General features: G+C 60.5%; 21 protein-coding genes and 1 tRNA gene. 10 read left to right on the top strand and 12 right to left on the bottom strand.

Annotation, left to right across the window (positions count from 1 at the left end):
- Positions 1-296 precede the first annotated feature (296 nt).
- The 3 genes from ispH to GCN75_RS15860 form a co-directional block, all read right to left on the bottom strand.
- Positions 297-1,244 (bottom strand): 4-hydroxy-3-methylbut-2-enyl diphosphate reductase, encoded by a 948-nt coding sequence (ispH, locus tag GCN75_RS15870; RefSeq protein WP_152257499.1) that lies wholly within the window; start codon positions 1,242-1,244, stop codon positions 297-299.
- Positions 1,245-1,254: 10 nt separating this feature from the next.
- The gene (locus tag GCN75_RS15865; RefSeq protein WP_152283339.1) at positions 1,255-1,710 is read right to left on the bottom strand and encodes an FKBP-type peptidyl-prolyl cis-trans isomerase; all 456 of its coding nucleotides are present in this window, start codon (positions 1,708-1,710) and stop codon (positions 1,255-1,257) included.
- A gap of 134 nt (positions 1,711-1,844) precedes the next feature.
- On the bottom strand, positions 1,845-3,692 hold the full coding sequence (locus tag GCN75_RS15860; RefSeq protein WP_193317531.1) for a LamG-like jellyroll fold domain-containing protein: 1,848 nt from the start codon (positions 3,690-3,692) through the stop codon (positions 1,845-1,847).
- 245 nt (positions 3,693-3,937) lie between these two features.
- Between GCN75_RS15860 and radC the strand changes: the two genes are divergently transcribed.
- The 3 genes from radC (at position 3,938) to rpmG (ending at position 5,286) form a co-directional block, all read left to right on the top strand.
- Entirely contained in the window at positions 3,938-4,612 is a 675-nt protein-coding gene (gene radC, locus GCN75_RS15855) for a RadC family protein (RefSeq protein WP_152283337.1), read from the top strand.
- Between the two features lie 247 nt (positions 4,613-4,859).
- A complete protein-coding gene (rpmB, locus tag GCN75_RS15850) occupies positions 4,860-5,096 on the top strand; it encodes a 50S ribosomal protein L28 (protein WP_010400928.1) in 237 nt (78 codons plus the stop codon).
- A gap of 22 nt (positions 5,097-5,118) precedes the next feature.
- A complete protein-coding gene (gene rpmG, locus GCN75_RS15845; protein ID WP_010400929.1) occupies positions 5,119-5,286 on the top strand; it encodes a 50S ribosomal protein L33 in 168 nt (55 codons plus the stop codon).
- 126 nt (positions 5,287-5,412) lie between these two features.
- Here rpmG and GCN75_RS15840 read toward each other — a convergent pair whose 3' ends face one another.
- From GCN75_RS15840 to GCN75_RS15815, 6 genes are all read right to left on the bottom strand, one after another.
- Complete coding sequence (locus tag GCN75_RS15840) at positions 5,413-7,548, bottom strand: PKD domain-containing protein (protein WP_152283336.1); 2,136 nt, start codon at positions 7,546-7,548, stop codon at positions 5,413-5,415.
- Positions 7,549-7,672: 124 nt separating this feature from the next.
- The gene (locus tag GCN75_RS15835; RefSeq protein WP_405002819.1) at positions 7,673-8,842 is read right to left on the bottom strand and encodes a DesA family fatty acid desaturase; all 1,170 of its coding nucleotides are present in this window, start codon (positions 8,840-8,842) and stop codon (positions 7,673-7,675) included.
- Positions 8,843-9,014: 172 nt separating this feature from the next.
- Positions 9,015-10,373 (bottom strand): mechanosensitive ion channel family protein, encoded by a 1,359-nt coding sequence (locus GCN75_RS15830; protein ID WP_152283334.1) that lies wholly within the window; start codon positions 10,371-10,373, stop codon positions 9,015-9,017.
- Positions 10,374-10,492: 119 nt separating this feature from the next.
- The gene (locus GCN75_RS15825) at positions 10,493-11,812 is read right to left on the bottom strand and encodes an RsmB/NOP family class I SAM-dependent RNA methyltransferase (protein WP_152283333.1); all 1,320 of its coding nucleotides are present in this window, start codon (positions 11,810-11,812) and stop codon (positions 10,493-10,495) included.
- 21 nt (positions 11,813-11,833) lie between these two features.
- Positions 11,834-12,442, bottom strand: coding sequence for a phosphoribosylglycinamide formyltransferase (purN, locus tag GCN75_RS15820; RefSeq protein WP_152283332.1), 609 nt, complete (start codon positions 12,440-12,442; stop codon positions 11,834-11,836).
- A gap of 156 nt (positions 12,443-12,598) precedes the next feature.
- Complete coding sequence (locus tag GCN75_RS15815; RefSeq protein ID WP_071322292.1) at positions 12,599-12,997, bottom strand: barstar family protein; 399 nt, start codon at positions 12,995-12,997, stop codon at positions 12,599-12,601.
- A gap of 401 nt (positions 12,998-13,398) precedes the next feature.
- Between GCN75_RS15815 and GCN75_RS15810 the strand changes: the two genes are divergently transcribed.
- The 6 genes from GCN75_RS15810 to GCN75_RS15780 all read left to right on the top strand — a co-directional run bounded on the left by GCN75_RS15810 (position 13,399) and on the right by GCN75_RS15780 (position 20,506).
- Positions 13,399-13,911, top strand: coding sequence for a glycine zipper 2TM domain-containing protein (locus GCN75_RS15810; RefSeq protein WP_034747447.1), 513 nt, complete (start codon positions 13,399-13,401; stop codon positions 13,909-13,911).
- 123 nt (positions 13,912-14,034) lie between these two features.
- A complete protein-coding gene (locus GCN75_RS15805) occupies positions 14,035-14,823 on the top strand; it encodes a spermine/spermidine synthase domain-containing protein (protein ID WP_152283331.1) in 789 nt (262 codons plus the stop codon).
- A 47-nt stretch (positions 14,824-14,870) separates the two neighbouring features.
- Positions 14,871-16,628, top strand: a complete 1,758-nt coding sequence (locus GCN75_RS15800; RefSeq protein ID WP_193317530.1) for a GspE/PulE family protein — start codon at positions 14,871-14,873, stop codon at positions 16,626-16,628.
- A 68-nt stretch (positions 16,629-16,696) separates the two neighbouring features.
- Positions 16,697-16,772 (top strand) — tRNA-Lys (locus GCN75_RS15795).
- A 669-nt stretch (positions 16,773-17,441) separates the two neighbouring features.
- The gene (locus GCN75_RS15785; RefSeq protein ID WP_193317529.1) at positions 17,442-19,904 is read left to right on the top strand and encodes a BACON domain-containing protein; all 2,463 of its coding nucleotides are present in this window, start codon (positions 17,442-17,444) and stop codon (positions 19,902-19,904) included.
- Between the two features lie 191 nt (positions 19,905-20,095).
- Positions 20,096-20,506, top strand: a complete 411-nt coding sequence (locus GCN75_RS15780) for a hypothetical protein (RefSeq protein ID WP_152283328.1) — start codon at positions 20,096-20,098, stop codon at positions 20,504-20,506.
- 3 nt (positions 20,507-20,509) lie between these two features.
- On the opposite strand, the gene GCN75_RS15775 is transcribed toward GCN75_RS15780, so the two are convergent.
- Positions 20,510-21,013 (bottom strand): hypothetical protein, encoded by a 504-nt coding sequence (locus GCN75_RS15775; RefSeq protein ID WP_152283327.1) that lies wholly within the window; start codon positions 21,011-21,013, stop codon positions 20,510-20,512.
- A gap of 3 nt (positions 21,014-21,016) precedes the next feature.
- Positions 21,017-22,063, bottom strand: a complete 1,047-nt coding sequence (locus GCN75_RS29585) for a lysozyme inhibitor LprI family protein (protein WP_226941418.1) — start codon at positions 22,061-22,063, stop codon at positions 21,017-21,019.
- Between the two features lie 173 nt (positions 22,064-22,236).
- Here GCN75_RS29585 and GCN75_RS15765 point away from each other — a divergent pair, with 173 nt between their 5' ends.
- Positions 22,237-24,396, top strand: a complete 2,160-nt coding sequence (locus GCN75_RS15765) for a dipeptidyl-peptidase 5 (RefSeq protein WP_152283326.1) — start codon at positions 22,237-22,239, stop codon at positions 24,394-24,396.
- A 62-nt stretch (positions 24,397-24,458) separates the two neighbouring features.
- Here the strand turns inward: GCN75_RS15765 and GCN75_RS15760 are convergent, their stop codons facing one another.
- Complete coding sequence (locus GCN75_RS15760; protein ID WP_152283325.1) at positions 24,459-25,751, bottom strand: MFS transporter; 1,293 nt, start codon at positions 25,749-25,751, stop codon at positions 24,459-24,461.
- Positions 25,752-25,851 lie beyond the last annotated feature (100 nt).

The raw sequence follows: 25,851 nt of genomic DNA, 5'->3' as shown, positions 1-25,851 counted from the left end.
ATTGCCCTATCAAATATGCATTTTTCGGGAACAACTTCCACCAGAACATGGGTCGCTGATACAAAAACGGCACCGGAGGAAGAATTCCTGCAGTGCCATCCCTGGACCGTTCTCACCAGCATGGTGCACGCACTAAAAACGGGCGCACCCTTGCTTAGTCATAACGACAACATATTCAAGCTTGAGGCAATCATAACGATCTTTTGCAAAAACTAAGCTTGGAATAAATCGATCATTTCCGAATTAAATTCGGTTTTGAGGTAACTATTTCATCGATACTCAGCAGCCATGCAGACTCAGGCGACGTCGCGCTTGATGCCATCGAGGCCTTTCGGCATCGGGAAAGTGACGGCTTCCTGCACACCGTCGAGCGGGCGCACGCTCTTCACGCCGCACTCTTTCAAGCGGTCGATGACGGCTTGCACCAGCACCTCGGGCGCCGAGGCGCCGGCCGTCACACCCACGCGCAGCTTGCCTTCCAGCCAGGCGGGGTCGATTTGCGAGGCATTGTCGACCATGTAGGCAGGCGTCCCCATCTTGTCGGCCACTTCGCGCAGGCGGTTCGAATTCGAGCTGTTCGGGCTACCCACGACGATCACCACTTCCACCAGCGGCGCCATGAATTTCACGGCTTCCTGGCGGTTGGTGGTGGCGTAGCAGATGTCGCCTTTTTTCGGCTCGGCGATATTCGGATATTTCTGCTTCAGGGCCTCGATAATGTCGCGAGTGTCGTCAACTGACAACGTTGTTTGCGAAACATAGGCCACGCTGTCCGGATTGGCAACCTGCAATTTCGCCACATCATCGAGCGTTTCCACCAGATGCATGCCCATGTCGGCCTGGCCCATCGTGCCTTCCACCTCGGGATGGCCATCGTGGCCGATCATGATGATCTCGCGGCCTTCGCGGCGCATCTTGCCCACTTCCATGTGCACCTTGGTGACGAGCGGGCACGTGGCATCAAAAATGCTCAGGCCGCGCGATTCCGCCTCGGCGCGCACGGCTTTCGACACGCCATGGGCGGAAAACACGAGCGTATTGCCAGCAGGCACATCATCGAGGTCGTCGATGAAGATGGCGCCCTTGTTGCGCAAGTCGGCCACCACATAGGCGTTGTGGACGATTTCATGGCGCACGTAGATCGGTGCGCCAAATTGCTGCAAGGCGCGCTCGACGATCTCGATCGCCCGGTCGACGCCAGCGCAGAAACCGCGGGGCTGGGCCAGTAACAGTTCTTTATCCATCGCTATTCCTTCACAGCACCGAAATGAGCTTGACTTCAAAGCACAGCGGCTGGCCGGCCAGCGGATGGTTGAAGTCGAACAGGGCCGAGTCCTCGCGCATTTCGCGCAGCACGCCGGCAAAGCGGCCGCCGCCCGGCGCGGCGAAGTCGACCAGGTCGCCGATCTTGTAGTCGGCGCCCGGCACGGAATTCTCGTCCAGCGTGGCGCGCGAGACGGACTGCACCAGCTCGGGATTGCGTTCGCCGAAGCCTTCGCCGGCAGCCAGCTCGAACGTCTGGTGCGTGCCCTCAGGCAAGCCCAGCAAGCGCTGCTCGAGGAACGGCGCCAGCTGGCCCTGTCCCAGCATCAAGGTCGCGGGATTGCCGCTGAAGGTCGTGACAATGTCAGTACCGTCAACAGTGGCAAGACGATAATGCAGGGTGAGGTAAGCCGCTTCGGTGACGACTGCTGGTTGCTCGTTGGACATAGTAGTTTTCAAGTAACTGGTGCAAAACGATATTGTAAGCCACCCTGAGCCAGCGCGCCCCATGCCATCTCGGCGCGGCCATGCTTTTGTCAAAAAACATGGCCGCGCAACACATCCGGCGACGGATCAGCGAATCAGACGTTGACGTACGTCAACCCGCCCGCCGTGCTGGCATGATTGCCGAAGCCGGAGCTGTCTTCCAGGTTGCCGTCGAGCTTCCAGCGCCCCACGGGCCGGTGCACGATGCCGTACTGGCCATAGTCATACACTTCCTTGGGCGTCAGCACGCGGTCGTAGAGGATGACGTCCGACAACTGCCAGGCGGGCGCACCCTGCTCCAGCGCATCTACGGTGCGGCCGATCACCAGGGGCGCGCCGATGGCCTGCACGAATGGCGTCACCATCTTGTTACCCTGCGACATCAGGAAATCGTCGACGTACAGGCTGATGGAACCATCATGCTTGACGGTGTAGGTGCAGCGAAACCAGCGGTTGGCGCTATCCACGTTCACGCCGTGACCATTGTTATTGAAGCCCGCGCCGGCACTGTCGCGCAGGAACAGGAACGTCTGGATATCCTGCGTCAGCAGCGTCCATCCTTTCAGGTTCGCCTGGCGCGCGACAAACGCCCCGCCCCGGCCCACCATCGTGGAAAATGCCTGCTGCCGGATGCAATACGACAGCGAAAAATCGGCGCTCTCGTAACGCACGGATGACGGCACGGTGAGCAGGAGGCCAGGCTGGAACTGCACGGTTTTCTTGACGCCGAAGCAAGGCGTGGGCGGCGCCTGTCGGACGGCGTCGTCGCCGCGCAAGGCGTCCCAGACGGCCTTGCGTCCGTTGCTGTAGGCCGGTGTCTCCACCAGGTTCAGACCGTCGTCCTGCATGGACTTGCCGCCGTTCCAGTCCCAATAGCATGCCAGTTGCACGCCCGTACGGCGTATGGCGCTCAGCAAGGCGTGCAAGTTGTCTTGCCGTTCGGTATCTTGCAACGCCTGCTCCTGCTTTTCCGACAGGCAAAAGCTGCCAAGGTAATACGGCTTGCCCAAGGCCTTGGCCGCGCGCTGCATCACTTGCAGGTAAGCGAGCGAAGACGAGACGAAGTCGGCCGGCAGATCCGCGCCGTTGTCCAGGGCGCTGCTCACGTATTCATTACCTGGGAACAGGTTTTCACAAAGGCAGTCGACCGGGTCCGGATTCATCAATGGCAGGGTTTCCGTGACGTATTGCTGCAACGAGCCTTGCCGGGGCGAAGTATGGGCAATGCCCGCGTTACCGGAAGAAATCATGCGTGCCAGGCCATCGTTATCACGCAGCAATTGCGCCGTCTCCTGGATGATTTCCCGGCAAACGCTCAAGCTCATCTTCGTCACGCCCTTCAGTTCCTGCGCTGCCATCCAGGCGGCGATGCCGGCGTGGTTGCTGTAGTGCTGCGCAAAAGCCTGCGCAAAGGCACGCATGTAGCGGCGTGTTCTCGACTGCGGATTGGCCAGTGCAACGCGCGCGGCGACGGCCTGCTCGTCTTTTGTAGCGCCCGCAGGGCCCGCCTCGCCCACCAGTTGCGGCACGGCGTAGGGATTCCAGAATGGGCAGGCGATGATGCCGATGCCATTGGCCAGCGCGCAATCGAGCAGCGCCTGGATCGCGGCCCAGTATTCGGGCTTGATATTGAGTGCGGTCAGGGTGTTGTCGCTTGCGAAATCGGGCTTGCCAACGACCTCGCCCCAGTTCCAACCGCCATCCTTGCCGTTGAAAGGCGCCAGCATCACCTGGAGGTACTTGAAGCCGTTGGCCGCAAGATACGGAAAATCGGTGCTGTAATCGGGATTGTTCACGTCCGGCGTCAGCGGTGCGGTAACGCTCCAGTTACGGTGTTCCAGATACGCGTGCGCATTGAGGCCGATGCCGCTGACCTTGCCCGTGTTGACGCCGGCGGCGTTGAACTCTTGCATGACTCCATTGATAACTTTGATATAAGGCATGACGACTCCTGTAAGACAAGTGGAAGACATTGAGTTCAGGGCCCTGACTCCCCGCCGCTGCAACTTGCATGAAGTGCAACGACAGGCAAATGATAGCGTCTGAAAATGCGCGGGCCGGGCATCTTGGCTTTTGTTTTTTTACTACGATTTACAGTGAAGACGAGCTAGCGCAGCATGGCCGCCCGGGGAAGGCGCGACAATCGTCGGCAGGCGCCACGACCAGCCGGGCGCGAACGGGAGGCAGCATGGGCATCAAGGATTGGCCGGCCGGCGAACGGCCGCGCGAACGCCTGATCGAGGATGGCGCGCACTCGCTGTCGGACGCGGAATTGCTGGCCGTCTTCCTGCGCACGGGCGTGCGCGGCAAGAGCGCCGTGGAGCTGGCGCGCGACACGGTCGAGCACTTCGGCTCCTTGCGGGGCCTGTTCGGCGCCAGCCTCGTGAGCTTTTCAGCCGTACACGGCATGGGCAGCGCCAAGTTTGCCCAGCTGCAAGCTGTGCTGGAACTGGCGCGGCGCGCCATCATCGAGGACTTGCAGACGGGCCAGGCCCTCAATTCGCCGCACGCCGTCAAAGATTATTTGCGCCTGACCCTGGGCAACCTCGCGCATGAAGCGTTCCACGTGTTGTTTTTAGACGTCAAGAACCGCTTGATCACGACCCGGGAAATGTTTCGCGGCACCCTCACCCACACGAGCGTGTATCCGCGCGAAGTGGTCAAGCAGGCGCTGCTGCACAATGCAGCCAGCGTCATGCTGGCCCACAACCACCCGTCCGGCACGCCCGAGCCCAGCGAATCGGACTTGCTGCTGACGCGCGCGCTGGTGCAAGCCCTGTCGCTGGTGGACGTGCGCATCCTCGACCATTTCGTCGTGGCCGGCCGGCAAGTGCACTCGTTTGCGGAACATGGCCAGATCTAGGCCAGCCCCGGCCCGGCGACAGTTAACCATGTGTAAACAAGGACATACGTGACGCTGGCGGGACACTTATCTAGCAGTAAACAAGTCTGTTTACCAGCGTTTTCCCTATGAGGAATGGGCAAACCCGAAATTGTTAAATAAATTCACAACAACATGACACAATTGTTTTTCGCAAGTCATTGATAAATCGGCTTATTTTGGATATACTCTCGTTTTTCCAATTTGGAATATCTTTAAGGAGTGCGCCATGGCACGTGTTTGCCAAGTCACTGGGAAGAAGCCGATGGTCGGCAACAATGTTTCCCATGCAAACAACAAAACCAAACGTCGTTTTTTGCCTAACTTGCAGAATCGTCGTATTTTTGTTGAATCTGAAAACCGCTGGGTCTCCCTGCGTTTGTCCAACGCCGGTCTGCGCGTCATCGATAAAGTCGGCATCGACGCCGTATTGGTCGATATGCGCGCTCGTGGCGAAAAAGTCTAATTAGCAGAATAAGGGAGCTATCATGGCAAAATCAGGCCGCGACAAAATCAAGTTAGAATCGACCGCCGGTACGGGTCACTTCTACACGACCACCAAAAACAAGCGTACGACGCCTGCGAAAATGGAGATCATGAAATTTGATCCTAAAGCACGCAAGCACGTAACGTACAAAGAAACCAAGATCAAGTAATTGATATTGTGTTCTGCAAAAAGAGCCGCTCCGATGAGCGGTTTTTTTTATTGCCCAATCGCTCAGGCTGCAGCTACCGCGCATCGAAGCGGGGACATACGCTGTACGCCCCCCCGCAGTCCGATGCTAGCGAATCTTCGTGCCCAGAATATAGCGTGGATAGAAACTGGCTGGCGTGGCATAGCCGACAGGTACACCGCTTGACCTTAACAAGGTATAGAAATAGCGCTCGCCCTCCGATACCGTCATGAATGCATAACCATCATAGTCCGGCCCCATTTGCGTTTCGTAGCACGCTGCCGGGTTGGACGCAGGGCCATAGAATGTCAGCTTCAGGCGGAACAGGTTGGCCTTCGAATCGGGAGAAACGGGGGCAATACGCCCCTGGATCCGGCAGCCAGCCTCTGTCGTACCGCTGATGCTGCCGTCTGGCGCAATGTAACTGGCGCCGCCAGCAACGTAGGTGCCGCTGATATCGGCCAGGCTCAACGCCAGCGCATTCTCGATACTATAAGAATCAAAGGACAAGGTCACCGTCTTGCCAGCAGCGGCAGACATGGTGCCCACAATGCGCGTTTTCGGCACGATGCTGCCAGATGCCTGAACGCCCTCGATCAACGTGGAGGTATGAACCGTGCTCTTATTACCAAGCTGCCACGTAGCACCGTCGCTGAGGAACTCGCCAAATACATGCACCATCCCGCTTGAAAATGGCGAGCCGGTTTGCCAGGCCGTTTCACCATTGGGCAATATCAATGCGAATTCGGGATAGTTTTTCGTCGATGGGCGCCGCCAGACACCTGCCGCGCCATCGGCTCCGGAGGCGAATGAGCCCGCATCGGGATTTGCCAGTGTCACGCTGCGATAGGTCTGCCGGCCAATATAGCGCGTTGCGGTCCAGGCACCGTTTGCAGCGCTGTTTGGAATGCCCCAGGTTCCCGCTCCGGTCCCGTCCTGCCTGAATACGCCACGAAAGATGGCGGCAGTTTGCGTACTTTCGGGGAGATGCGGATTGACCTGCATATTCAGCGTAACGCTTCCAGTTTTTTCCACGTCGCCGCGCAGTGCAAAGTCGCCCAACAGTTTGCCGTTGGAAATACACATACCCGGCGTATAGCTGCCGCCAGAGGGAGACACAAACAGGACATCGCAAAAACCGGCATTCGTCCCGCTAAATTCCAGCTTCCAGTATTCTCCATACACGCCACCATTCGGCGCGCCGCTGACGGCTGGCGTGGTCTGGTAAGGCGCATCCAGCTGCGCCGTTACCTCAACAACGGCACTGCTGGCATAACGCTCGCCGGGATAATCGACCATAACACTGAACATGTAGCTTCCGGGCTTATCCGCGACAAAGCTTGGCTTCGCCGTATTCGCCAAGCTCAACTCCGCCACACTTGTGGCCGGCTTGCCAATAATTTTCCAGCGAAAATTCGGCACGACACCGGGTGCGGCCTGGCTGGCACTGGCATCGAGCAATACTGTCGCCCCCGTTGCGACCGCCTGCGGCAGGCCAGCATTGGCGACGGGTGCGGCCTTGAGTTCAACGAGCAGCTTTTTTATATCAGCAACGGTTTGAGTCGATGCCAGCGCCTTGTTAATCAGTCCAAGCTGAACGGGATTAAAATAAGCGCTGACCTTATCGAGCAACTTGTCGTGCGCATCCCCTCCTGCCTTGTCGGCTGCGGTGGCCGCCCTCAATGGCGCGCCTATAAAATCCTGCAAGAAGCTGATATTGAACCGGTCTTGCAGTAGCGCGGTCACATCTGCCTGTACGGCAAGCACATTGGCTGCATTGATCGTATTGACCAGCGAGGCCGCATCAACGTTCGGGAACAAACCAGCCACATCGCGGCCAAACAACCGTGCGGTGAGCATGTCGGTCAGTGGCGTGATATGGACCGTTGCCGCATTGCCCGTCCCTACGACGACGGAATGCAGCCTGACGCCAGTGACGGGTGTCGTCAATTGTAAAACGCAAGGAAATTTTCCTTCGACAATCTCCATTTTATAAGTGCCATCGGGACCGCTCAGCACTTGCGCACTGCCCGCCTGGCATTTCGCCTGAATCGATGCATCGACGATCGCCAGACCGGTTGCCGCCGTACCGCTGAGCGTGAGACTGCTTTTCCCAACGGGAGGGGGATTCGGATTGCCAGGATTGGGATTCATCGGCTCTGGCGAAGAGGAACCGCCGCCACATGCGGCGAGCGCCGCCAGAACGACACATCCCATTACTGCATTTCGCATCAACATTAACATGCAAACTTTCCTATTTTGATTAATTTACAAGGAAAGTATTTCATACAATTACTATCTTAGCAAACCAGCCAGGGCAAAAAAAATGGCCCCGCAAGCGGAGCCACTGTTTCAAATCAACACGCGATCAAGCATAGCTGCGTAAGCGCAGTGAAAAGTCTTGCAGCGACTTGATGCCCGACGCTTCGGCGCGCGTGCACCAGTCTTGCAGCTTGTGCAGCAATTGCTCGCGCGTAAAGTGGGAACGCTCCCAGATGGCGCCCAGTTCCACGCGCATGTGGTGCATGGTTTCCAGCGCCTTACTGTGCTGGAACAATTCCGACAGCTGCTCGTGATGCGCATCGGCCAGCTTGCCCGGCTCGCGCTGCATCAGCTTGCGCGACGATTTCAGGAAGCGTTTTTCCAGCTCGGCCTTGTGCTTCAGGTGCTCCAGCTCTTCCTTCCAGGCATGCTTGATCGATTTCGCATACTTGGCCATCACGTCGTAGCGGTTGGCGATGACCGATTGCAAAGTCTCGAAGTCCGCTTCCAGCTTGCCGTGCGAGAACTTCGGCGCCGGCGCCAGCTTCTTCACCTTGGCCAGGCCCAGCATTTCCAGCGCGCGGATATACGCCCAGCCAATATCGATTTCATACCATTTCGACGACAGCTTGGCCGACGTCGCATACGTGTGGTGATTATTGTGCAACTCTTCACCGCCGATCAGTATGCCGAAGGGAATGATGTTGGTGGCCGCGTCCGCGCAGTCATAGTTGCGGTAGCCCCAGTAGTGGCCGATGCCGTTGATGATGCCGGCTGCCGTGATCGGAATCCACATCATTTGCACGGCCCACACGGAAATGCCGATCACGCCGAACAGGATGAAATTGATGACGAACAGCGACACCACACCCAGCCAGCTGTATTTGGTGTACAGGTTGCGCTCGATCCAGTCCGTCGGCGTGCCGTGGCCGTACTTGGCCATGGTTTCCATGTTCTTCGATTCAGCGCGGTACAGCTCGGCGCCTTCCCAGAACACTTTCTTGATGCCGCGCGTCACGGGGCTGTGCGGATCTTCTTCCGTATCGCACTTGGCGTGGTGCTTGCGGTGGATGGCTGCCCACTCCTTGGTGACCTGGCCCGTCGTCAGCCACAGCCAGAAACGGAAGAAATGGCTGGGAATCGCATGCAATTCCAGTGCCCGGTGGGCCTGGTGGCGGTGCAGGTAAATCGTGACGCTGGCGATCGTGATATGCGTGACCACCATGGTGTAGAGGAAAACTTGCCATGCGGACAGATCGGTAATGCCAGTTGCCATGAACTGCAAAACGTCGTGTAAAACGGAACTCAATGTCATTACTACTACTCCAAATGGACAGGGCAAGCGCGCGGTCGCTCCAGTGACTCTGGAGGTCCGGCAGAGTTAATTTTAGGCGTGATTGTACGCCCTAATGGGTGCGGTCAGGCAAAAACGGAGGCAGGCAGCGAGGTTAAGGCTGGGTGCCGGAGGGCGCGGACTCACCGTCTACCGCGCCAGCGAGCGGGGCAGGAGGCGTACCAACAATACGCAATTCGCGTTGCGGAAACGGTACAGTGACCTTATGTTCCTGCAAGGTGCGCCAGATGGCGCGGTTCACATTCGACTTCACGCCGCCGGTGCCGTTTTCCGGGTCCGCGATCCAGAAGCCGATCTGCACATCAAGGCCGTCGGCGCCGAAACGCACGAGGGTGGCCGATGGCGGATTGCTTTGCGACACACGCGGCACCTTGGCCGTCGCCGCTTCCAGCAAGGGGAAGATGACATCGAGATCCGTCTCATAGCCAACCGACACGGCCGTCGACAGCCAGACCATGCGGTTGCTCAGCGACATGTTCTGCACGCCGCCAGAAATCAGCATTTCATTCGGCACGATGGATTCAATGCCATCGCCACCCAATAACACAGTATAGCGCGTATTGATTTGCGTGACCTTGCCCGTGAATTGACCCACCGTGATCATGTCGCCGATGGTCAGGCTGCGGTCCAGCAGGATGATGAAACCGGACACGAAGTTCGCGGCGATCTTTTGCAAGCCAAAGCCCAGCGCCACGCCGAAGGCGCCGCCAAACACGGACAGCACCGTCAGGTCGATGCCCACCAGCGACAGGCTGACCAGCACAGAAACGAGGATCAGCACGGCGCGGCCCATGCGCGACAGCACCACGCGCAGGGAGGTGTGCAGACCCTGCATTTTCATCAGGCGCTCGTCGAGCGAGGTGCCCGCCCACATGGCCAGCACCAGCAGCACGGCCACCGAAATTGCGGCTTGCAAGATGGCAGCCACGGACACCTTGTTGCGTCCCAGCGGCACGACGATGCTTTCCAGGAATTCATGCAATTCCGGCCACAGGCCCGTGATATACAGGGCCATGCCGGCCCACACCACGACGGTAAAGATCTTTTCCAGCAACAACATGGTGGGGCTGATGTCGCCGTGGCGGGCAAAAATGCGGCGCAGCACATAGAACCCGAAGCGCACCAGCGCCATCGACGTGCACAGGGGAATGGCAATGCTGAGCAGGTTCACGGACTGGAACTTGGCCAGGAAATGTTGCGCAATGCCCAGCAGCATGGCCGCCAGCACGGGCGTCAGGATGCGAATAAAGCTATCCGTGCGCTGCAAGGTTTCCGGCGTGGCCGGGACCGTGGCCGCTTCCGCCCGCTTGTGCAGGAACACGCGCAACTGCCGCACCAGCAGCCAGCTCAAGGCCAGGCAGGCGACGATGACCAGCGCTTGCCACAGGATGGCCGGTTGACGGAAATCATTGACAAAATCAGTGATCAGGTTGAGCAGCGGGGTTTCATTCATGGCGGATGCGGTCCGAAAGGTGGGACGGAGGTGATACGGAGGGGCTAGGCCCATGCCGCCAGGCGGGCTGGCGGCATTGAAAGCCGCCACTGCAAGGTGCAGCGGCGGCCGGTGACGGCTTACTCGGCTTGGTCGGCGTCAACGTCGTCGGCCGGCTTTTCATCGGCGTAGACTTTTTTCGGCATGACCTTGCGCTCGAACACGGCAGCGAAGAAGCCGTCGGTCTGGTGCAAGTGCGGCAACAATTTCAGGTAGTCGCCCATTTCCAGCTCGATCTTCTGCTCGGCCAGCACCTTGTGCATCGGCACCAGGGTGAAGTCGGGGTTGGCGGCCAGGAATTGCTCGGCGATTTGATCGTTTTCTTCGTTCAGGAAGCTGCAGGTGGCGTACACCAGGCGGCCGCCGCCCTTGACCAGGCGCGCGGCGCCGGCCAGGATGGCTGCCTGCTTGGCTTGCAGCTCCACGATGGAGTTCGGCTGCTGGCGCCATTTCACGTCCGGATTGCGGCGCAGGGTGCCCAGGCCGCTGCACGGGGCATCGACGAGCACGCGGTCGATCTTGCCGGCAAGGCGCTTGATCTTGGCATCGCGCTCATGCGCGATCTGCACCGGATGCACGTTCGACAGGCCGCTGCGGGCCATGCGCGGCTTCAGCTTGGCCAAGCGTTTTTCCGACACGTCGAACGCGTACAAACGGCCCGTGTTGCGCATGAGCGCGCCCAGCGCCAGGGTCTTGCCGCCCGCGCCGGCACAGAAGTCGACGACCATCTCGCCGCGCTTGGCGCCGACGATCTGCGACAGGATCTGGCTGCCTTCATCTTGCACTTCGATGGCGCCGCTCTGGAACAGGGGCAGGTTTTGCAACGATGGCTTCTTGATCACGCGCAATCCCAGCGGGGCATACGGCGTCGGCGTGCTGAGAATAGGCGCTTCGGCCAGGGCCAGCATCACGTCGTCGCGCGTGGCCTTGAGCGAATTGACGCGCAAGTCCAGCGGCGCCGGCGCGTTCAGCGCATCGGCCAGCTTCATGGTTTCCGCTTCGCCGAACTGGGCGATCAGCTTGTCGAACAGCCAGGTCGGCATGTTGGCGCGCATGTTCGCCGGCATCAGGCTGCGGTCGATCTGCGTGATGCGTTCCAGCCATTCCACTTCTTCTTCCGTCAGGCCGCCCAGGGAGTCGGCGCCCACCGCTTCGGCCAGGCCGAGGATGGTCAGGCGGCGCATGGTGGGGCCACTGCCCGCTTCGGCGAAGTCCGTGAAGAACGATTTGTTGCGCAGGACGGCATAAATGCCTTCGGCGATGGCGCCGCGTTCGCGCGAACCGAGGCGCGGATGGTCGCGGAAATAGCGCGACAGGGTGGTGTCGGCCGGGGCCGTGAAACGTAAAATTTCGCGCAATACTTCTTCAGCATTGGCAAGTATCGCTGGTGGCAATCTCATTGTTATTCTTCCTGTAATATCTTATTGAGGGTCCACGCGGACCTGACCATGCTCGACTGACAGTTTATCGTCAATGAACAGGCGGATGGCGCGCGGGTAAAGCAGATGTTCCTGTACCAGCACGCGCGCCGATAAGCTGTCTTCTGTGTCGCCTGGCAAGACGGGGACTGTCGCGCTCGCCACGGCCGGGCCATGGTCAAGCTCGGCAGTCACGAAATGCACGGTCGCGCCGTGTTCCGTCACGCCCGCCTCGAGCGCCTGGCGGTGCGTCGCCATGCCCGGGAACAGCGGCAGCAGCGACGGGTGGATATTGAGCATGCGCCCCGCGTAGTGGTCGACGAAGGGCGGCGTCAGGATGCGCATGAAACCGGCCAGCACGACCAGGTCGGGGGCGAAGCCGTCGATCACGGCTTGCAGCGCCGCATCGAACTGTTCGCGGCTGGCATAATCCTTGTTGGCAACGACTGCCGTCGCTATCCCATGTTCCGCGGCAAAAATCAATCCCTGGGCGTCAGCCCGGTTACTGATGACGGCGGCAATACGGGCTGGCCATTGCTCGGCTTGCGCCGCGCGGACGACCGCTTCCATGTTGCTGCCGCGTCCGGAAATGAGGATAACGATATTTTTCATAGCGCGCATTGTACCCGCTATGGCGATGCGAATCTAGAAAGGCCGGTATTATTGTTGCGGCGCAACATGGGCGCCGGCGCGCCGCAGCCGCCCGGCGATGCTGGTTTTTACCTGCGCGGGAGGCCGGTTTGACGGCGCCGCGGCAAGAGTAAGTATTTACTCGAACGAATAGAAGACGCGGAACGGGACTTTCTTCTCGGCCCAGTAGTCGGCCGCGTCGCGGAATACGTCGAGCAGGATTTCGCGCGCTTCCTTGTCGAATTTTTGCGTATTTGGCAATTGCTCGAGCACCACCAGGAAACCCGTTTGCGGACCCGCCTTGTACATGGTGTCCGTCAGGCACAGGCGCAGCGCATCGAAATTCTTCGCCAGATTTTTCGGAAACAGGAATGCTTCTGCAATAATGCCGATGACTTGTTGTTTGGTCTGTCCAGCGTTGCAATGCGCATATAAAAAGTGCTGCCCGAGACGGATCGCCTCGTCTTGTAATTCGGTCACGCGAAAGGCACGGATGGACTGGACAAGGTTGGGCGGCACGGTTAGTAACAAACTCATTTTTCCCTCAAATCGACCTGTTATGTATGGATCTGTTCTAACTGCTCGTCTTATTGCATCCCCGCACGCGGGTCAATGCGCACGCGGTGATTCGATCTGTATCAACTTTTATGCGATTCAGTGCGATTTTATATAAGCCATACGCGTATTAGGGTAACGTGTTGTCCTGTATGAATCAACCCGAATATGATGTCAAACGCAAGATTTGTTACAAACCGCCGGTTTCAAGTCATTTCAACATCTTGTATCGATTGAAAGTGCATGTTACAGACTGTGGGGCAAGGGGCTTGGGCTGTTACATTTTGTTGCCACGCGAAACACTTGCCGCAGGCTGGCGGGATTACTATAGTCCCAAGTTGTAAAAAATACCCTGAAAGATTCTCTACATAATGAGGTTAGAAATGAACTTGCAAGCCAAATTGATGATGTCAGCCCTTTGTATCGGTGCATTGCCACTCGCCCAGGCCGCCGACTTTGAAGATTTCGGCAAGGTCGTGCGCGTCGTGCCGCAAGTGGAACAGATCAATCGTCCACGCCAGGAATGCCGTACGGAATACGTGCAAGTGCAGGCGCCGCCGCAACAGCGCAGCGCGGGCGGTTCCATCGTGGGCGGTATCGCCGGCGCCCTGCTCGGCAGCCAGGTAGGCGGCGGCAATGGCCGCACGGCCGCAGCCGCGGCTGGCGCGATTGCCGGTGCCGTCGTCGGCGACCGCGTCGACAACCAGAACAATTACCAGGGTGGCGTGCAGGAACAAGCCGTCAAGCAATGCCGCCAGGTCGACCACTGGGAATCGCGCAACAATGGCTACCAGGTCACGTATGACTACCGCGGCCGCAACTACACGAGCATCATGTCCTACGATCCGGGCGAGCGCATCCGCCTGCGCGTCTCGATCGAGCCTGCTCAACAGTAAGGCCTGACATCAGCTGTCGTTGCACAGCAATTTAAAATGCCGGTCCCAGTCGTTCTCATGGGGCCGGCATTTTTTATGGCGCCCCGGCGCGGGCTATAATGCGGCACACTTTCAGGCCGCCTTATGCTTATCAAACGAAAATCCATCGAACAAGTCGAATCCTCGCGCCCTGCGCGCAAGCCCCGCTACGCCCCCGTCACCCTGTCCGAAATGGATGGCGTGCGCTATCTGCATTTCGGCACGGAATGGGTGCAGGGCGCCATGCGCATCCGCAAGCCGGACTGGCCGGAACTCGAATACGCGCAGCAGATGATGGCGTGGATGCTGTGGATCGAACAACCGCAGCGCCTCGCCCAGCTGGGCCTGGGCACGGCCGCGCTGACCAAGTTCTGCTACCGCCAGTTCCCGCAGGCACAGGTCGAGGCCATCGAACTGAACCCGTCCGTCATCACCATCTGCGCATCGATGTTCAAGCTGCCGCCCAACGACGAGCGCCTGCACGTGCGCGAGATGGATGCGCTCGACTACGTCAACGACGAGGCCAAGCACGGCACCCTGGACGCCCTGCAGGTGGACCTGTATGACGCCACGGCGCGCGGTCCCGTGCTCGACAGCGCCGAGTTCTATGCCGCCTGCTGCACCTGCCTGGCGCCGCACGGCATCATGACGGTCAACCTGTTTGGCGACCATCCCAGCTACGCAAAGAACATCAAGGCGATGAAGTTTGCGTTTGAACAGGTGATCTGCCTGCCGGAAGTCCATGATGGGAACGTGGTGGCGATCGCTTTCAAGACAAAAGTGGCACTCGATACCGAAGCGCAAGCCGTCCTGCTGGAACGGGCCAAACAGATCGTCGCCGAGACCAAGCTGCCCGCCAAGACCTGGGTCAAGGGCATCGCCAGCACCTTGTAACCGCCGGCACCTCCATGCAAGGCCGGCAGCCCTGAAAGGCACCGGCCATGCCCGCTTCCCCGCCCGCTTCTCCCGACACGCCGCTGGAACTGCCGCAATTGCTGGCCTGGCTGCAGGAAGACGGCGTGCTCGATGCGGCGCAGGCGGCCGCCATCGGCGCGCAAGCCGCCCGGCTGCCGGCGCCTGCCCTCCATCCGCTATGCAGCATCGCCCACGGCGCGCTGACGCTCGACACCCTGTGCGCGTGGCTGGCGCAACGTGCCAGCCTGCCGTACATGCGCATCGATCCCTTGCACATCGATTTCAGCCAGGTGGCCGACGTCATGACGGCCGGCTATGCGGCCCGCTTCAATATCCTGCCCGTGGAAAGCACGCATGACCGCATCGTCATCGCCACAGCCCAACCGTACGCGCTCGCTTGGCAGGCGCAGCTGGGGAATCTGACGCCGCGCAAGCTGAGCCTCGTCATCGCCAATCCGCTGCACATCGCCGATGCCATCGCGCAATTTTTCAGCCTGGCCAGTTCCGTCAAGGTGGCCCGCCAGGCCTCCACGCAAGACCTGGCGCTGCGCCACAATTTTGAACAGCTGGTGGAGCTGGGGCGCAACAAGGCCAGCCTCGACGCCAACGACCAGCACGTGGTGCGCATCGTCGACTGGCTGTGGCAATACGCGTTTGCCCAGCGCGCGTCCGACATCCACCTGGAACCGAAGCGCGACGCGGGCCTCGTGCGCCTGCGCATCGACGGCCGCCTGCACCAGGCCTACCAGCTGCCGCCCGTGGTCTTGCTGGCCATGACGGCGCGCATCAAGTTGCTCGGGCGCATGGACGTGGTGGAAAAGCGCCGCCCCCAGGATGGCCGCATCAAGACGCGCAATGCGCAGGGGCAGGAAATCGAGCTGCGCCTGTCGACCTTGCCCACGGCCTTCGGCGAAAAGCTCGTCATGCGCATCTTCGACCCGGAAATCGCCGTCAGGAGCCTGTCCGAGCTGGGCTTTCCGCCCGCGGACGCCGAACGCTGGCGGCAACTGACGGCGCGCACGCACGGCATCGTGCTGGTGACGGGCCCCACGGGCTCGGGCAAGACCAGCACCCTGTACAGCACCTTGAAGGCGCTGGCCGGCAGCGAAGTCAATGTGTGCACGGTGGAAGACCCCATCGAAATGGTGGAACCGGCCTTCAACCAGATGCAGGTGCAAACCCAGGCCGGCATCGAACTGTCGTTTGCCGACGGCGTGCGGGCGCTGATGCGGCAAGATCCCGACATCATCATGGTGGGGGAAATCCGCGACCTGGCCACGGCCGAGATGGCCATCCAGGCGGCGCTGACGGGCCACCTGGTACTGTCGACCCTGCACACCAACGATGCGCCCTCGGCCGTCATGCGCCTGCTGGAACTGGGTTTGCCCGCCTATCTGCTGGAAGCGTGCCTGGTCGGCGTGCTGGCACAGCGCCTGCTGCGCTGCCTGTGTCCGGGCTGCAAGCAGCCGGACGCCGCCCCGGGCGCCGCGTCCTGGCAACGCCTGACGGGCGGCCAGCTGGAACGGCCGGAAGCCACGTACCGCCCCGTCGGCTGCCCCCAGTGCCGGCACAGCGGCTACCTGGGGCGTGCCGGCATCTATGAACTGCTGAGCGTGACGGAAACGTTCGGCCAGCTGGTCAAGGCAGGCGCCGACCTGCACGCGCTGCGCCGCCAGAGCATCCTCGATGGCATGACGCCGCTGCGCATCGCCGGCGCGCGCAAGATCGTCGACGGCACGACCAGCATCGACGAAGTGCTGAAGCTCACGGCAGCCCTGCATTAGCGGGCTTGCACTTTCTCGCATGAATGCTTTGCATTCTTTTTCAACTGATATATAATGCGGCCTCTTTCGGGTCGTTAGCTCAGCTGGTAGAGCAGCGGACTTTTAATCCGTTGGTCGCAGGTTCGAATCCCGCACGGCCTACCACGAATACAGCAGTACAGATCAGGGTTAGCAAACTACCGTTTGCTAACCCTTTTTTGCGTCTTTATCGGCACTATTGTCCACACGGGAATAATGTGCCGAAGCCACCGCCAAGCGCAGAAACGCTCCCCGCGCTGCCCTGGCTCCTGCTTCTGCAGGATGGACAAGCACGCATTTGACTGTACCTTGCGCAATGCTCCCAAGTCCGTGGTGACATCAGGCGCATCCCCTTTGCAATGGCGCGCCACCGCGATGTCAACCTGCTCGTTGAACATGCCGCGCGCGCATTCCCGCCGCCAGCCCATCGAGCTCGCCCGCTTCAACGATGCCATACAGGCAATGCGGCGAGAAGGCTGCCATTAGCGAAAAAGGAAAGAAACAAAAATTAATTATTAGAAATTAAATGCTATTCAAGCAATTTAAAATAAGCAATAATGCCTCTCTCTTAATTATATCCAACTAAAAATGGCGTCCGTTCTTTCCAAGTACAGCACTTCGCGCGCACTGACCTACTTGCTCGCTACCATATTAATGGCTGGCTGCGGCGGTGGCGGCTCAAGCGGTGGAGGCGACGGCGGCAGCGGCGTTGCCCCTCCGGTACCAGTTGTCCCCGTGCCAGTTGTCCCGGTGCCAGTTGTTCCTGTCCCAGTTGTTCCAACGCCCACGCCAACATTGACATTCAGCGCGCCGACGGCCGCCGCCACCGCCGATGAGGGGAGCACGAAGGCATTGTCGCTGCTGGCGACTGTGAACACGCCATCGGATTTTCAAAATGCAAACAGTGTGTTTGCCTACGTCATCGATACGACAGGCGTGATACTGCCGGAGGTACGGTTTTCCCAGTTAAGCGCAAGCAGTTACAGCATTCTGCTGCAGACTGCGCCGACGCTGCCCATCGGAAAACATACAGGCACTTTTTCAGTCAAAGTTTGCAAGGATGCCGCTTGTACGCAACACTTCCCCGGTTCACCGATGCAGTTGCCATATGCGATCACTGTGGTGCCGATCCCCTTGTCACCAATGACTGTGGCGCCACTTGGCCGTCTCAGCGCGACCATTTCCGCGGGAAATCCGGCACCAGCGCCCGTCACTGTCAACGTCAACGCGAAAAGCCGCACATGGACTGTGAGCACGAACGCGGCATGGATCAAACTCTCGACGGCAGCAGGCAGCGGAGTCAGCTCGTTTACTGTCGGCTACGATGTTTCCGCCCTGGCCCTTGGCGTTCAGACGGGCACTGTCGTAGTCACGAGCAGCGATGGGCAAATCGCCTCGCTGCCTGTAAGTGCCGAATTGCTGCCTGCCGCTTTCTCAATCGATCACGGCCAGATCACCTTCAATGGCATCAACGGCGCACCCATTGCGGCAGCGCCCGTCAATTTTACGGTAGCCAACCTGGCAACGAACTGGAAAGCCGCCGCCAGTGCGGCATGGCTAGGCGTGACGCCGACAAGCGGCACCACGCCTGCGCTTGCATCGGTATATGTGGATCCGGCGAACGGCAAGCTTGCCAGCGGCCGGCACGATGCAACGCTAACGATCACCGCACCGAACGTCAGCGACAGCAAAGTTCCTGTCACCCTGTACTTGACCAAAGCCACCTTGACGCCATCGTTTGACAGCATCACGATCGGCGGACCCTATGGCCGCTCGCCTGCGTCGACAGCAAGCCTGACGCTGAACCTCAACACCATGGCGAACGCTTATCCCTGGTCGTTCTCGGCACTGCCTGCATGGCTGGGCGCAAGCACTACCAGCGGTACGGTGAATCAGGCTGGCAGCAGCATTGTGTTTTCGCAAATCGGCGCCAGCCAGCCCATCGGAACCAGTACCACGACCTTGATCGCAAGCACGCAGGTCAATGGCGATACCATCTCGGTACCGGTCACCATCACCGCCCAGCGCGATACGCGCAAATTGCTGTTCTCGGAAGTCGGCGTCGGACTGTCGTCCACCCCAGGCTGGTCACGCCTGTCCCGCAAGGTCACCGTGCGGGACAATTTTGGGCTGGCCCCTGCATGGACGGCCAGTTCAGACAAGGCATGGCTGACAGTGCAACGCAGCGGAAATGCGCTGACACTGACCGCCGATCCATCCACTTTACCGATCGACGCCACCAGCTATGCCACCGTCAGCCTGGCCAGCGAGAATGGCATTCAGACTTCCGAGCAGTTGCATGTTGCGATCTGGAAAGGAAGCGTCACGCCAGCCGTCACGACGAAGTTAACGAAGACCTACAGCCATCTCAAGACCGATCCGATCCGGCCTTTGCTGTATGCAAACAACGGTGCAAGCAATATCGATGTGTATAACATCTATTCCGCCACCCAGGTCGGCACCATCAGCAATCTCGGTGGTGCGATGGGAGACATGACCATCAGTCCGAATGGCCAGCATCTTTACACCTACGATACCGCCAATCGGAATATCATCGTCGTGGACCTGGCTACCCTGACGAAAAAAAACAGTTGGCCATTGGCGGCAGCAGTCGATCAATCGTCGGCCTTGCTGGCCCTGCGGCCCAATGGCGTAGAGATTGTGGCCGCAGCCGACGGCAAGGCATACGTGGCCAGCACAGGCGCCGTGGCGGGCATGATCGGTAACGGCGACAGCATGGCAGCATCGAGCGATGGAAGCCGCCTCTACTTGCAAGATTCGGGCAACAGCCCGGCATCGGTAAGCGCAATCGCCGTTGACTACGCCGATATCGGTGGCGGCGCCCTGTTCAGCGCTTCGGCAGCCTCCGCCGGCTTCATCAACGGCGCATCGAATGGACAGGACATCGCGGTCAGCGCTGACGGCATGCGCCTGTATGTCGCTTCGGGGGCGCCTTACCGCTGCAGCAGCGTAAAACCGTCGGACCTGAGCTTCATCGGCAGCCTCAGCGGCGGCGATACCTACCCCAACAACGTCGAGGTGGGCAGCGATGACCGCGTTTACTGCGGCATCTCAGGCGCGTATTCGAGCGCCGATGTATGGGTGCACGACGCAAACAGCGCACTGCTCAAGAGTTTCAAGTTTGCGGGATACGCGAAGAACCTCCTGACCCGCACCCTGGGTATTTCCGCTGATGGACTCATGATGGTGGGCCAGACAGACGACCCCCTGCTGGTATTTGTACCAGTCGGCCCATAAGAGCATTAACGGCGAAAGTATTTCCTGCTTCGGATACAGCAGTACAGACAAGGTTGGCAAACCACCATTTGCCAACCTTTTTTTTGCGTAAATTCAAGCAGAGGCAAGCTGTTTTCACCGCAGCCGGCGCAATCATGCGCCGCCAGTGCAGCTATACTGGTGCGTCCCATGCCGATCCGGAAAGATACACCGTGAAACTTGCCGCCCTGCTGTCCACCCATCTCCTGCTGTGCACATTGCCTCTGCTTGCCCAAGCGCAATCGCCCATCGTGCTCGACGGCCAGTACAGCGCGCGCACGGACGAGATGAGCCTGGAAATCATCGGCAAGCGCGTCTGTTTCGCGCCCGACAAGGCGCAGTGGGGGCGCCTGCCCCGCCCTGCCGCCACGCACGATGCATGGTTTTGCTTCAGCAACGACGCCGAGGCGCGGCGCTTGCTGCGCGTGCCTGCGCGCCAGGCCGACAATTGCGGCTGGCAAGCCCGCGCGCGCATCATCATTGATACGTATCAACCGTATGTGGAGCAAGGCGACGGCAACGACATGGCGCGCCTGGCGTCGGTCGTCAAAGTGGCGCAACCGAACGCCATCGCCTGCGAGTAAACGCTAGCCCAGTTCGTATTCCTGCAGATACCGGGCAAACAGTTCCCCATCGGCCAGCGGGCAGGCAAACCCCGCGCCCCAGTCCGCCAGCAGCAACTGTTCCTTCAGGGGCAGCAACATCAGCCCGGGCATGCCGTCGCTGCACCACAGGTCGCACACGATGCCCTTGTCGTCCAGGCCGGCAAACAGGGTTTCCGTGCTGTCGCCGCCAAAGGCCAGCACATTCTTGCATGCCACGCGGTAACTGCCGTAGCCCGTGTAGACGGCGTCGTAGGGCGGCAAGACCTCGGCCAGCGCCAGCCGCAGCTGCCCGGCCGTCATGCCCAGGGCGGACAGCGGCGACGGCGGCGCCTCGATCACATACATGTCCGTCCAGCCGGCGCCGCTGCGGTGCGCATCGGCAAACACCTGCTGCTCGCCCATCTGGCTCAGGCAGTGCTGCAAGTTATCCAATGGCAGCAGTTCAATCATGCAAAAGTCGTCTTCGTGATAATAGGCTTCGCGCATGCCTTAATTCCCCAGCAAATCTTGCAGTTGCGCATTGCGCCGCGCCGTCAGCAGGCCGGCCCAAGTGTCGCTGGTGACGGACGGATAGCGCACGGCGCCAAAGCTGATCCAGGCATCGCGGTATGCCAGCCACAGGCGCTGGGTGGCGCGGATGCCATCCTTGCCCACGGCGCCCGCATAGGGTTCCGCCGGTTTTTTCATCAGCTTGCCGTAGATGGCGTTGAGCTCCTTGTCGAGCGCCGCCAGCTGCGCCTTCGACAGGGCCGGCGGCAGCTTGCCTCCTTCGTATTCGCGCACGTCCCGCGCCAGCAGATCGAGCTCGGCCGTGCGGGCGGCGATGCTCAGGGCGGCGCGCGCCGTGCCGCTCAAATCCGTTTCATTGGCCGCGCGCGCGTCGGCAAACTTGCTGACGGCCGCCTGCAGCTTTTGCAGCGACGCCTGCGCCGCGGCCGGCATGGCGTCGCTGGCCTTGCCTGTCGCCTGCGTGCGCAAGCGCTGTTTCTGGCGCGCATCGATGGCGCTGCACACGCCCATCATGTAGCCGCTGGTGATGTCGTCGCACAAGTCGATCATGCCCCGCCCGCTGGCATTGATCTGCTGCAAGTGCTCGATGCGGCCCTGCATCTCGGCCGGCGCCGCATCGATGCTGCACGCATACTTGAGCGCCAGCTGCGGGTCTTTCTGCACGCCCTGTCCATTCTGGTACAGCATCATCAGCACGGCGCTGTTGTGCGTGACCATGGCGCAATGGCGCACGGGACGCCAGTCGGCCGGCTTGGCCGAGGACATACTCTTGGTATCGTAATACAGGTCCGTCGCCTGGCACTGCTGCAAGGCCGCCACGGCGGATGGCGCCGGCAGGTCGGCCGGCGGCGGCGCTGCATCCTTGACCTTCAGGCAGCCCGCATACCAGGCCGTGCTTTCCGCGTGGCCCACGCCCATGGCGCTGGTATTCGGGTACGGGGCGGCAGCAGCGGCAAAGACCGGGGCGGCCAGCAGGCAGCTCGCGCCCAGCAAGAACGTTTTCAATAAGGGTAGACTAATTTTCATGGTCGGCCAGCGCCAGCGTCAGTAAAAGAACAAGTTTAACTGATCGGCCATGGCGCGCCGCCCGATACGTGGCTGTCCCGCCTGGTAAGTTACGGTACACGGCCTTGGCAGTGGAGGAAACGATGGGCAATAATGTTGCCCGCTGTACTTTTTTCACTTCCCGGACCACGCCCATGACCCTACCCCGTCTTCGCCGTTCCCTCGGCTCTCTGCTGATCGCAGCAGCCTGCGCCTCGCTGGCCCATGCCGCCGCTACCACGCCGGCATCGCCAGTTGCCGCCACGCAAGCCAATGCCAAACACGCCATCACGCATGAAGACGTGTGGCTGATGAAACGGGTGGGCGCGCCCGTCGCCAGCCCGGACGGCAAGTGGGCCGTGTTTTCCGTTGTCGACAGCGCCTACTCTAGCCAAGACCAATGGTCTGACCTGTGGATCAAGTCCCTGCTTGACGACAGCGCCCCGCGCCGCCTGACGTTTTCCAAGGGCGGCGAAGGCGCCGTGGCCTGGTCGCCGGACAGCCGCCAGCTGGTGTTCGTCGCCAAGCGCGACGGCGATGACGCGGGCCAGATCTACCGCCTCGACGTGGCCAGCGGCGGCGAAGCGCAGCGCCTGACGTCATTGACCCTGGGCGCGCGCATGCCGAAATGGAGCCCGGACGGCAAGCAGCTGCTGTTCATCAGCGACATCTATCCGGGCAACAAGACGGAAGCCGACGTCAAGCAAAGCGCGAAAGAGCGCAAGGACCGCAAGTACAGCGCCCGTTCGTATGAAACGACGGCGCCCCGCTACTTCGACAAGTGGCTGACCGACAAGCAGGTGCGGTTGTTCATCGTCGATGCCCAGCCTGAGACGAAAGGTGAAAACACGCCGCGCGACATCCTGTCGGGCACGCAACTGGTCACCCTGCCGGGCTTTGGCGGCGGCCAGGGCGACGAAGGACAATCGCTGGACGCCGTCTGGACGCCGGACGGCAAGGCCGTCGTCTTCAACGCGGCCACCAACCGCGATGCGGCGCAGCGCGAAGCCGTGGTTTCGCAGCTGTACTTGCTGCCAGTGGCCGGCGGCGAAGCGCAGCGTTTGACGCAGGACAAGCATAGCTACGGTTCCTTGAAATTTGCCGCCGACGGCAAGACCCTGTTTGCCCTGAGCGACGCGCAAACGCCGGGCAAAGTGTATGACGTGAAGCGCCTGGCCAGCTTTGCCTGGCCGATGAGCAACCCTGCGCCAACGATCCTGACGGCCAAGCTGGACCGTTCAATTTCGCGCTTCGTGCTGCCCGAAGGCGGCAAGCGCGTCATCTTCAGCTATGAACATGCGGGCCTGGAAAAGCTGTACTCGATCGATGCCAAGGGCGGCGACGTGCGCGAAGAACCATCCTCGCCGACGGGTACCATCAATTCGCTGAGCAGCGGCGGCAAGGCCTTGGTGGGCGTGTGGGAGTCCGCCATCAACCCGCCGGAAATCTATGCGTTCAACGGCAAGCAGCCGAAACGCCTGACGGCTTTCAATACGGACAAGGCAAGCAAAATCGACTGGCAGGCGCCCGAGCACTTCTGGTTCACCACGGCCGACGGCCGCCGGATCCACAATATGCTCGTCAAGCCGGCCAACTTTGACCCGAACAAGAAATACCCGCTGTTTACCGTCATCCACGGCGGCGCGGCCAGCATGTGGCGCGACCAGTTCGTGCTGCGCTGGAACTATCACTTGCTGGCCAAGCCCGGCTATGTCGTACTGCTGACGGACTACAAGGGCTCCACCGGCTATGGCGAGGAATTTGCGCGCTCGATTCAATTCGACCCATTGAAGGGCCCAGGCGACGAAGTCAACCAGGGTGTCGATGAAGCCATCAAGAAGTATCCCTTTATCGACAGCACGAAACTGGCTGCCGGCGGCGCCAGCTATGGCGGCCACCTGGCCAACTGGCTGCAGGCGACCACCACGCGCTACAAGGCCATCGTCTCGCACGCGGGCGAAATGGATCTGATCATGCAGTGGGGCACCAGCGATGGCGGCTTCGGCCGTGAAACGAATGCAGGCGGCCCCGTCTGGTCGAACCTGCCCGTGTGGCGCGACCAAAGCCCCGTCATGCAAGCGGGCAACCACGAAAAAGGCACGGGCTTTACCACGCCCATCCTGATCACCGTGGGCGAACTCGATTACCGCGTGCCGGCCAACAATGCCTTGATGAACTTTGCCGTGCAACAGCGCCTGAACGTGCCGGCGAAATTGCTGGTGTTCCCGGACGAAAACCATTGGATTTTGAAGGGCGAGAACAGCCGCTTCTTCTACAGCGAAGTCGAAGGATGGCTGGCCAAGTACCTCAAATAAGTCCTGAAACGTTCTTGAAAAAATGAAAAAGCCAGGCTCCGCTCACGCGGGCCTGGCTTTTTTCATGCAGGCTGGGCGGCGGCCACGGCCGCTTTCTGCCGCTGGATCGCCAGCACCATCAGCGCGGCCACGAGGCAGGCGGCACCGGCCGCAAACAGGGCCGGGTTGTAGGTCAGCATCAGGGTGCGGATGCGGCCCGCGCCATACGCGGCCACGGCGGCGCCCAGCTGGTGGCCCGCGAAGATCCAGCCAAACACCATGCCCGCCCGCTCCCGCCCAAACGTGGCCCCCACCAGTTTCACGGTGGGCGGTACGGTGGCGATCCAGTCCAGGCCGTAGAACATGGCGAACAGCGACAGGCCGTACAGGGTAAATTCCGAATACGGCAGCCAGAACAGGGACAAGCCCCGCAAGCCGTAATACCAGAACAGCAGTTTGCGGTTGTCATAGCGGTCCGACAGCCAGCCCGACAGGATCGTGCCGAACAGGTCGAACGCCCCCATCATGGCCAGCACGGACGCGGCCGGCACGGCGGACAAGCCCGAGTCGCCGCACAGCGAAATGAAATGCGTCTGGATCAGGCCGTTGGTGCTGAGGCCACAGATGAAAAACGTGCCAAACAGTATCCAGAAGGTGCGGTTTGCCGCCACGCTGCGCAGAATCACGAACGGCGTGGCAAACGTCATCTTCGCCGCAGGCGCCACCGCCAGGGGCGTGGCCGGGTCGGCGCCATACGGACGCAAGGCCACGTCCTGCGGCCGGTTGCGCATGCACAGGAAGGCCAGCACGGCGACGATGGCGCAGCTGGCAAACACGGGCATGACGGCCGTGCGCCAGCCGAAGTGCTCGATCAGCCAGGCGCCCACGGGCAGGAACAGCAGCTGGCCCGTGGCCGAGCTGGCCGTCAGCACGCCCACCACCAGGCCCCGGTGCGTCTCGAACCAGCGGTTCGCCACCACGGCACTGAGCACCAGCGCCGTCATGCCCGACCCAAGCCCCAGCAAGATGCCCCACAGGGCGACCAGGTGCCAGAACTGCGTCATGCGCGTGGCCAGCAGCATGCCGGCGGCGATCAGGCCCAGGGCCACGCAGATGATATTGCGCAAGCCGAAGCGCTCCATCAGGATGGCCGCAAACGGCCCCATCAAGCCAAACAGCACGAAGCGCACGGCCAGGGCCGAAGAAATCTGCTCGGCATCCCAGCCGAACTCGCGGCTCAAGGGCTGCATCAGCGCCCCGGGCAAGCCCAGCGCTGCAGACGAGGTCAAGGCGGTGAGGAAGGTGATGGCGACGATGACCCAGGCAAAGTGGATGCCGCGCCGGTCCAGCCATTGCGAAAAAGGATAGGAAAGCATGCTGCCCTCATGAAAAAAGAATACCAAGGCACCACCAGGTGGCGGGCTTTTTTCCATGTTATATTATGATCGTAATTTATACAATCAAAAAATGGGAGCC

Source organism: Janthinobacterium violaceinigrum, from assembly GCF_009208555.1.
Taxonomy (GTDB): domain Bacteria; phylum Pseudomonadota; class Gammaproteobacteria; order Burkholderiales; family Burkholderiaceae_D; genus Janthinobacterium; species Janthinobacterium violaceinigrum.
This window is presented reverse-complemented; position numbering and strand designations above follow the sequence as displayed.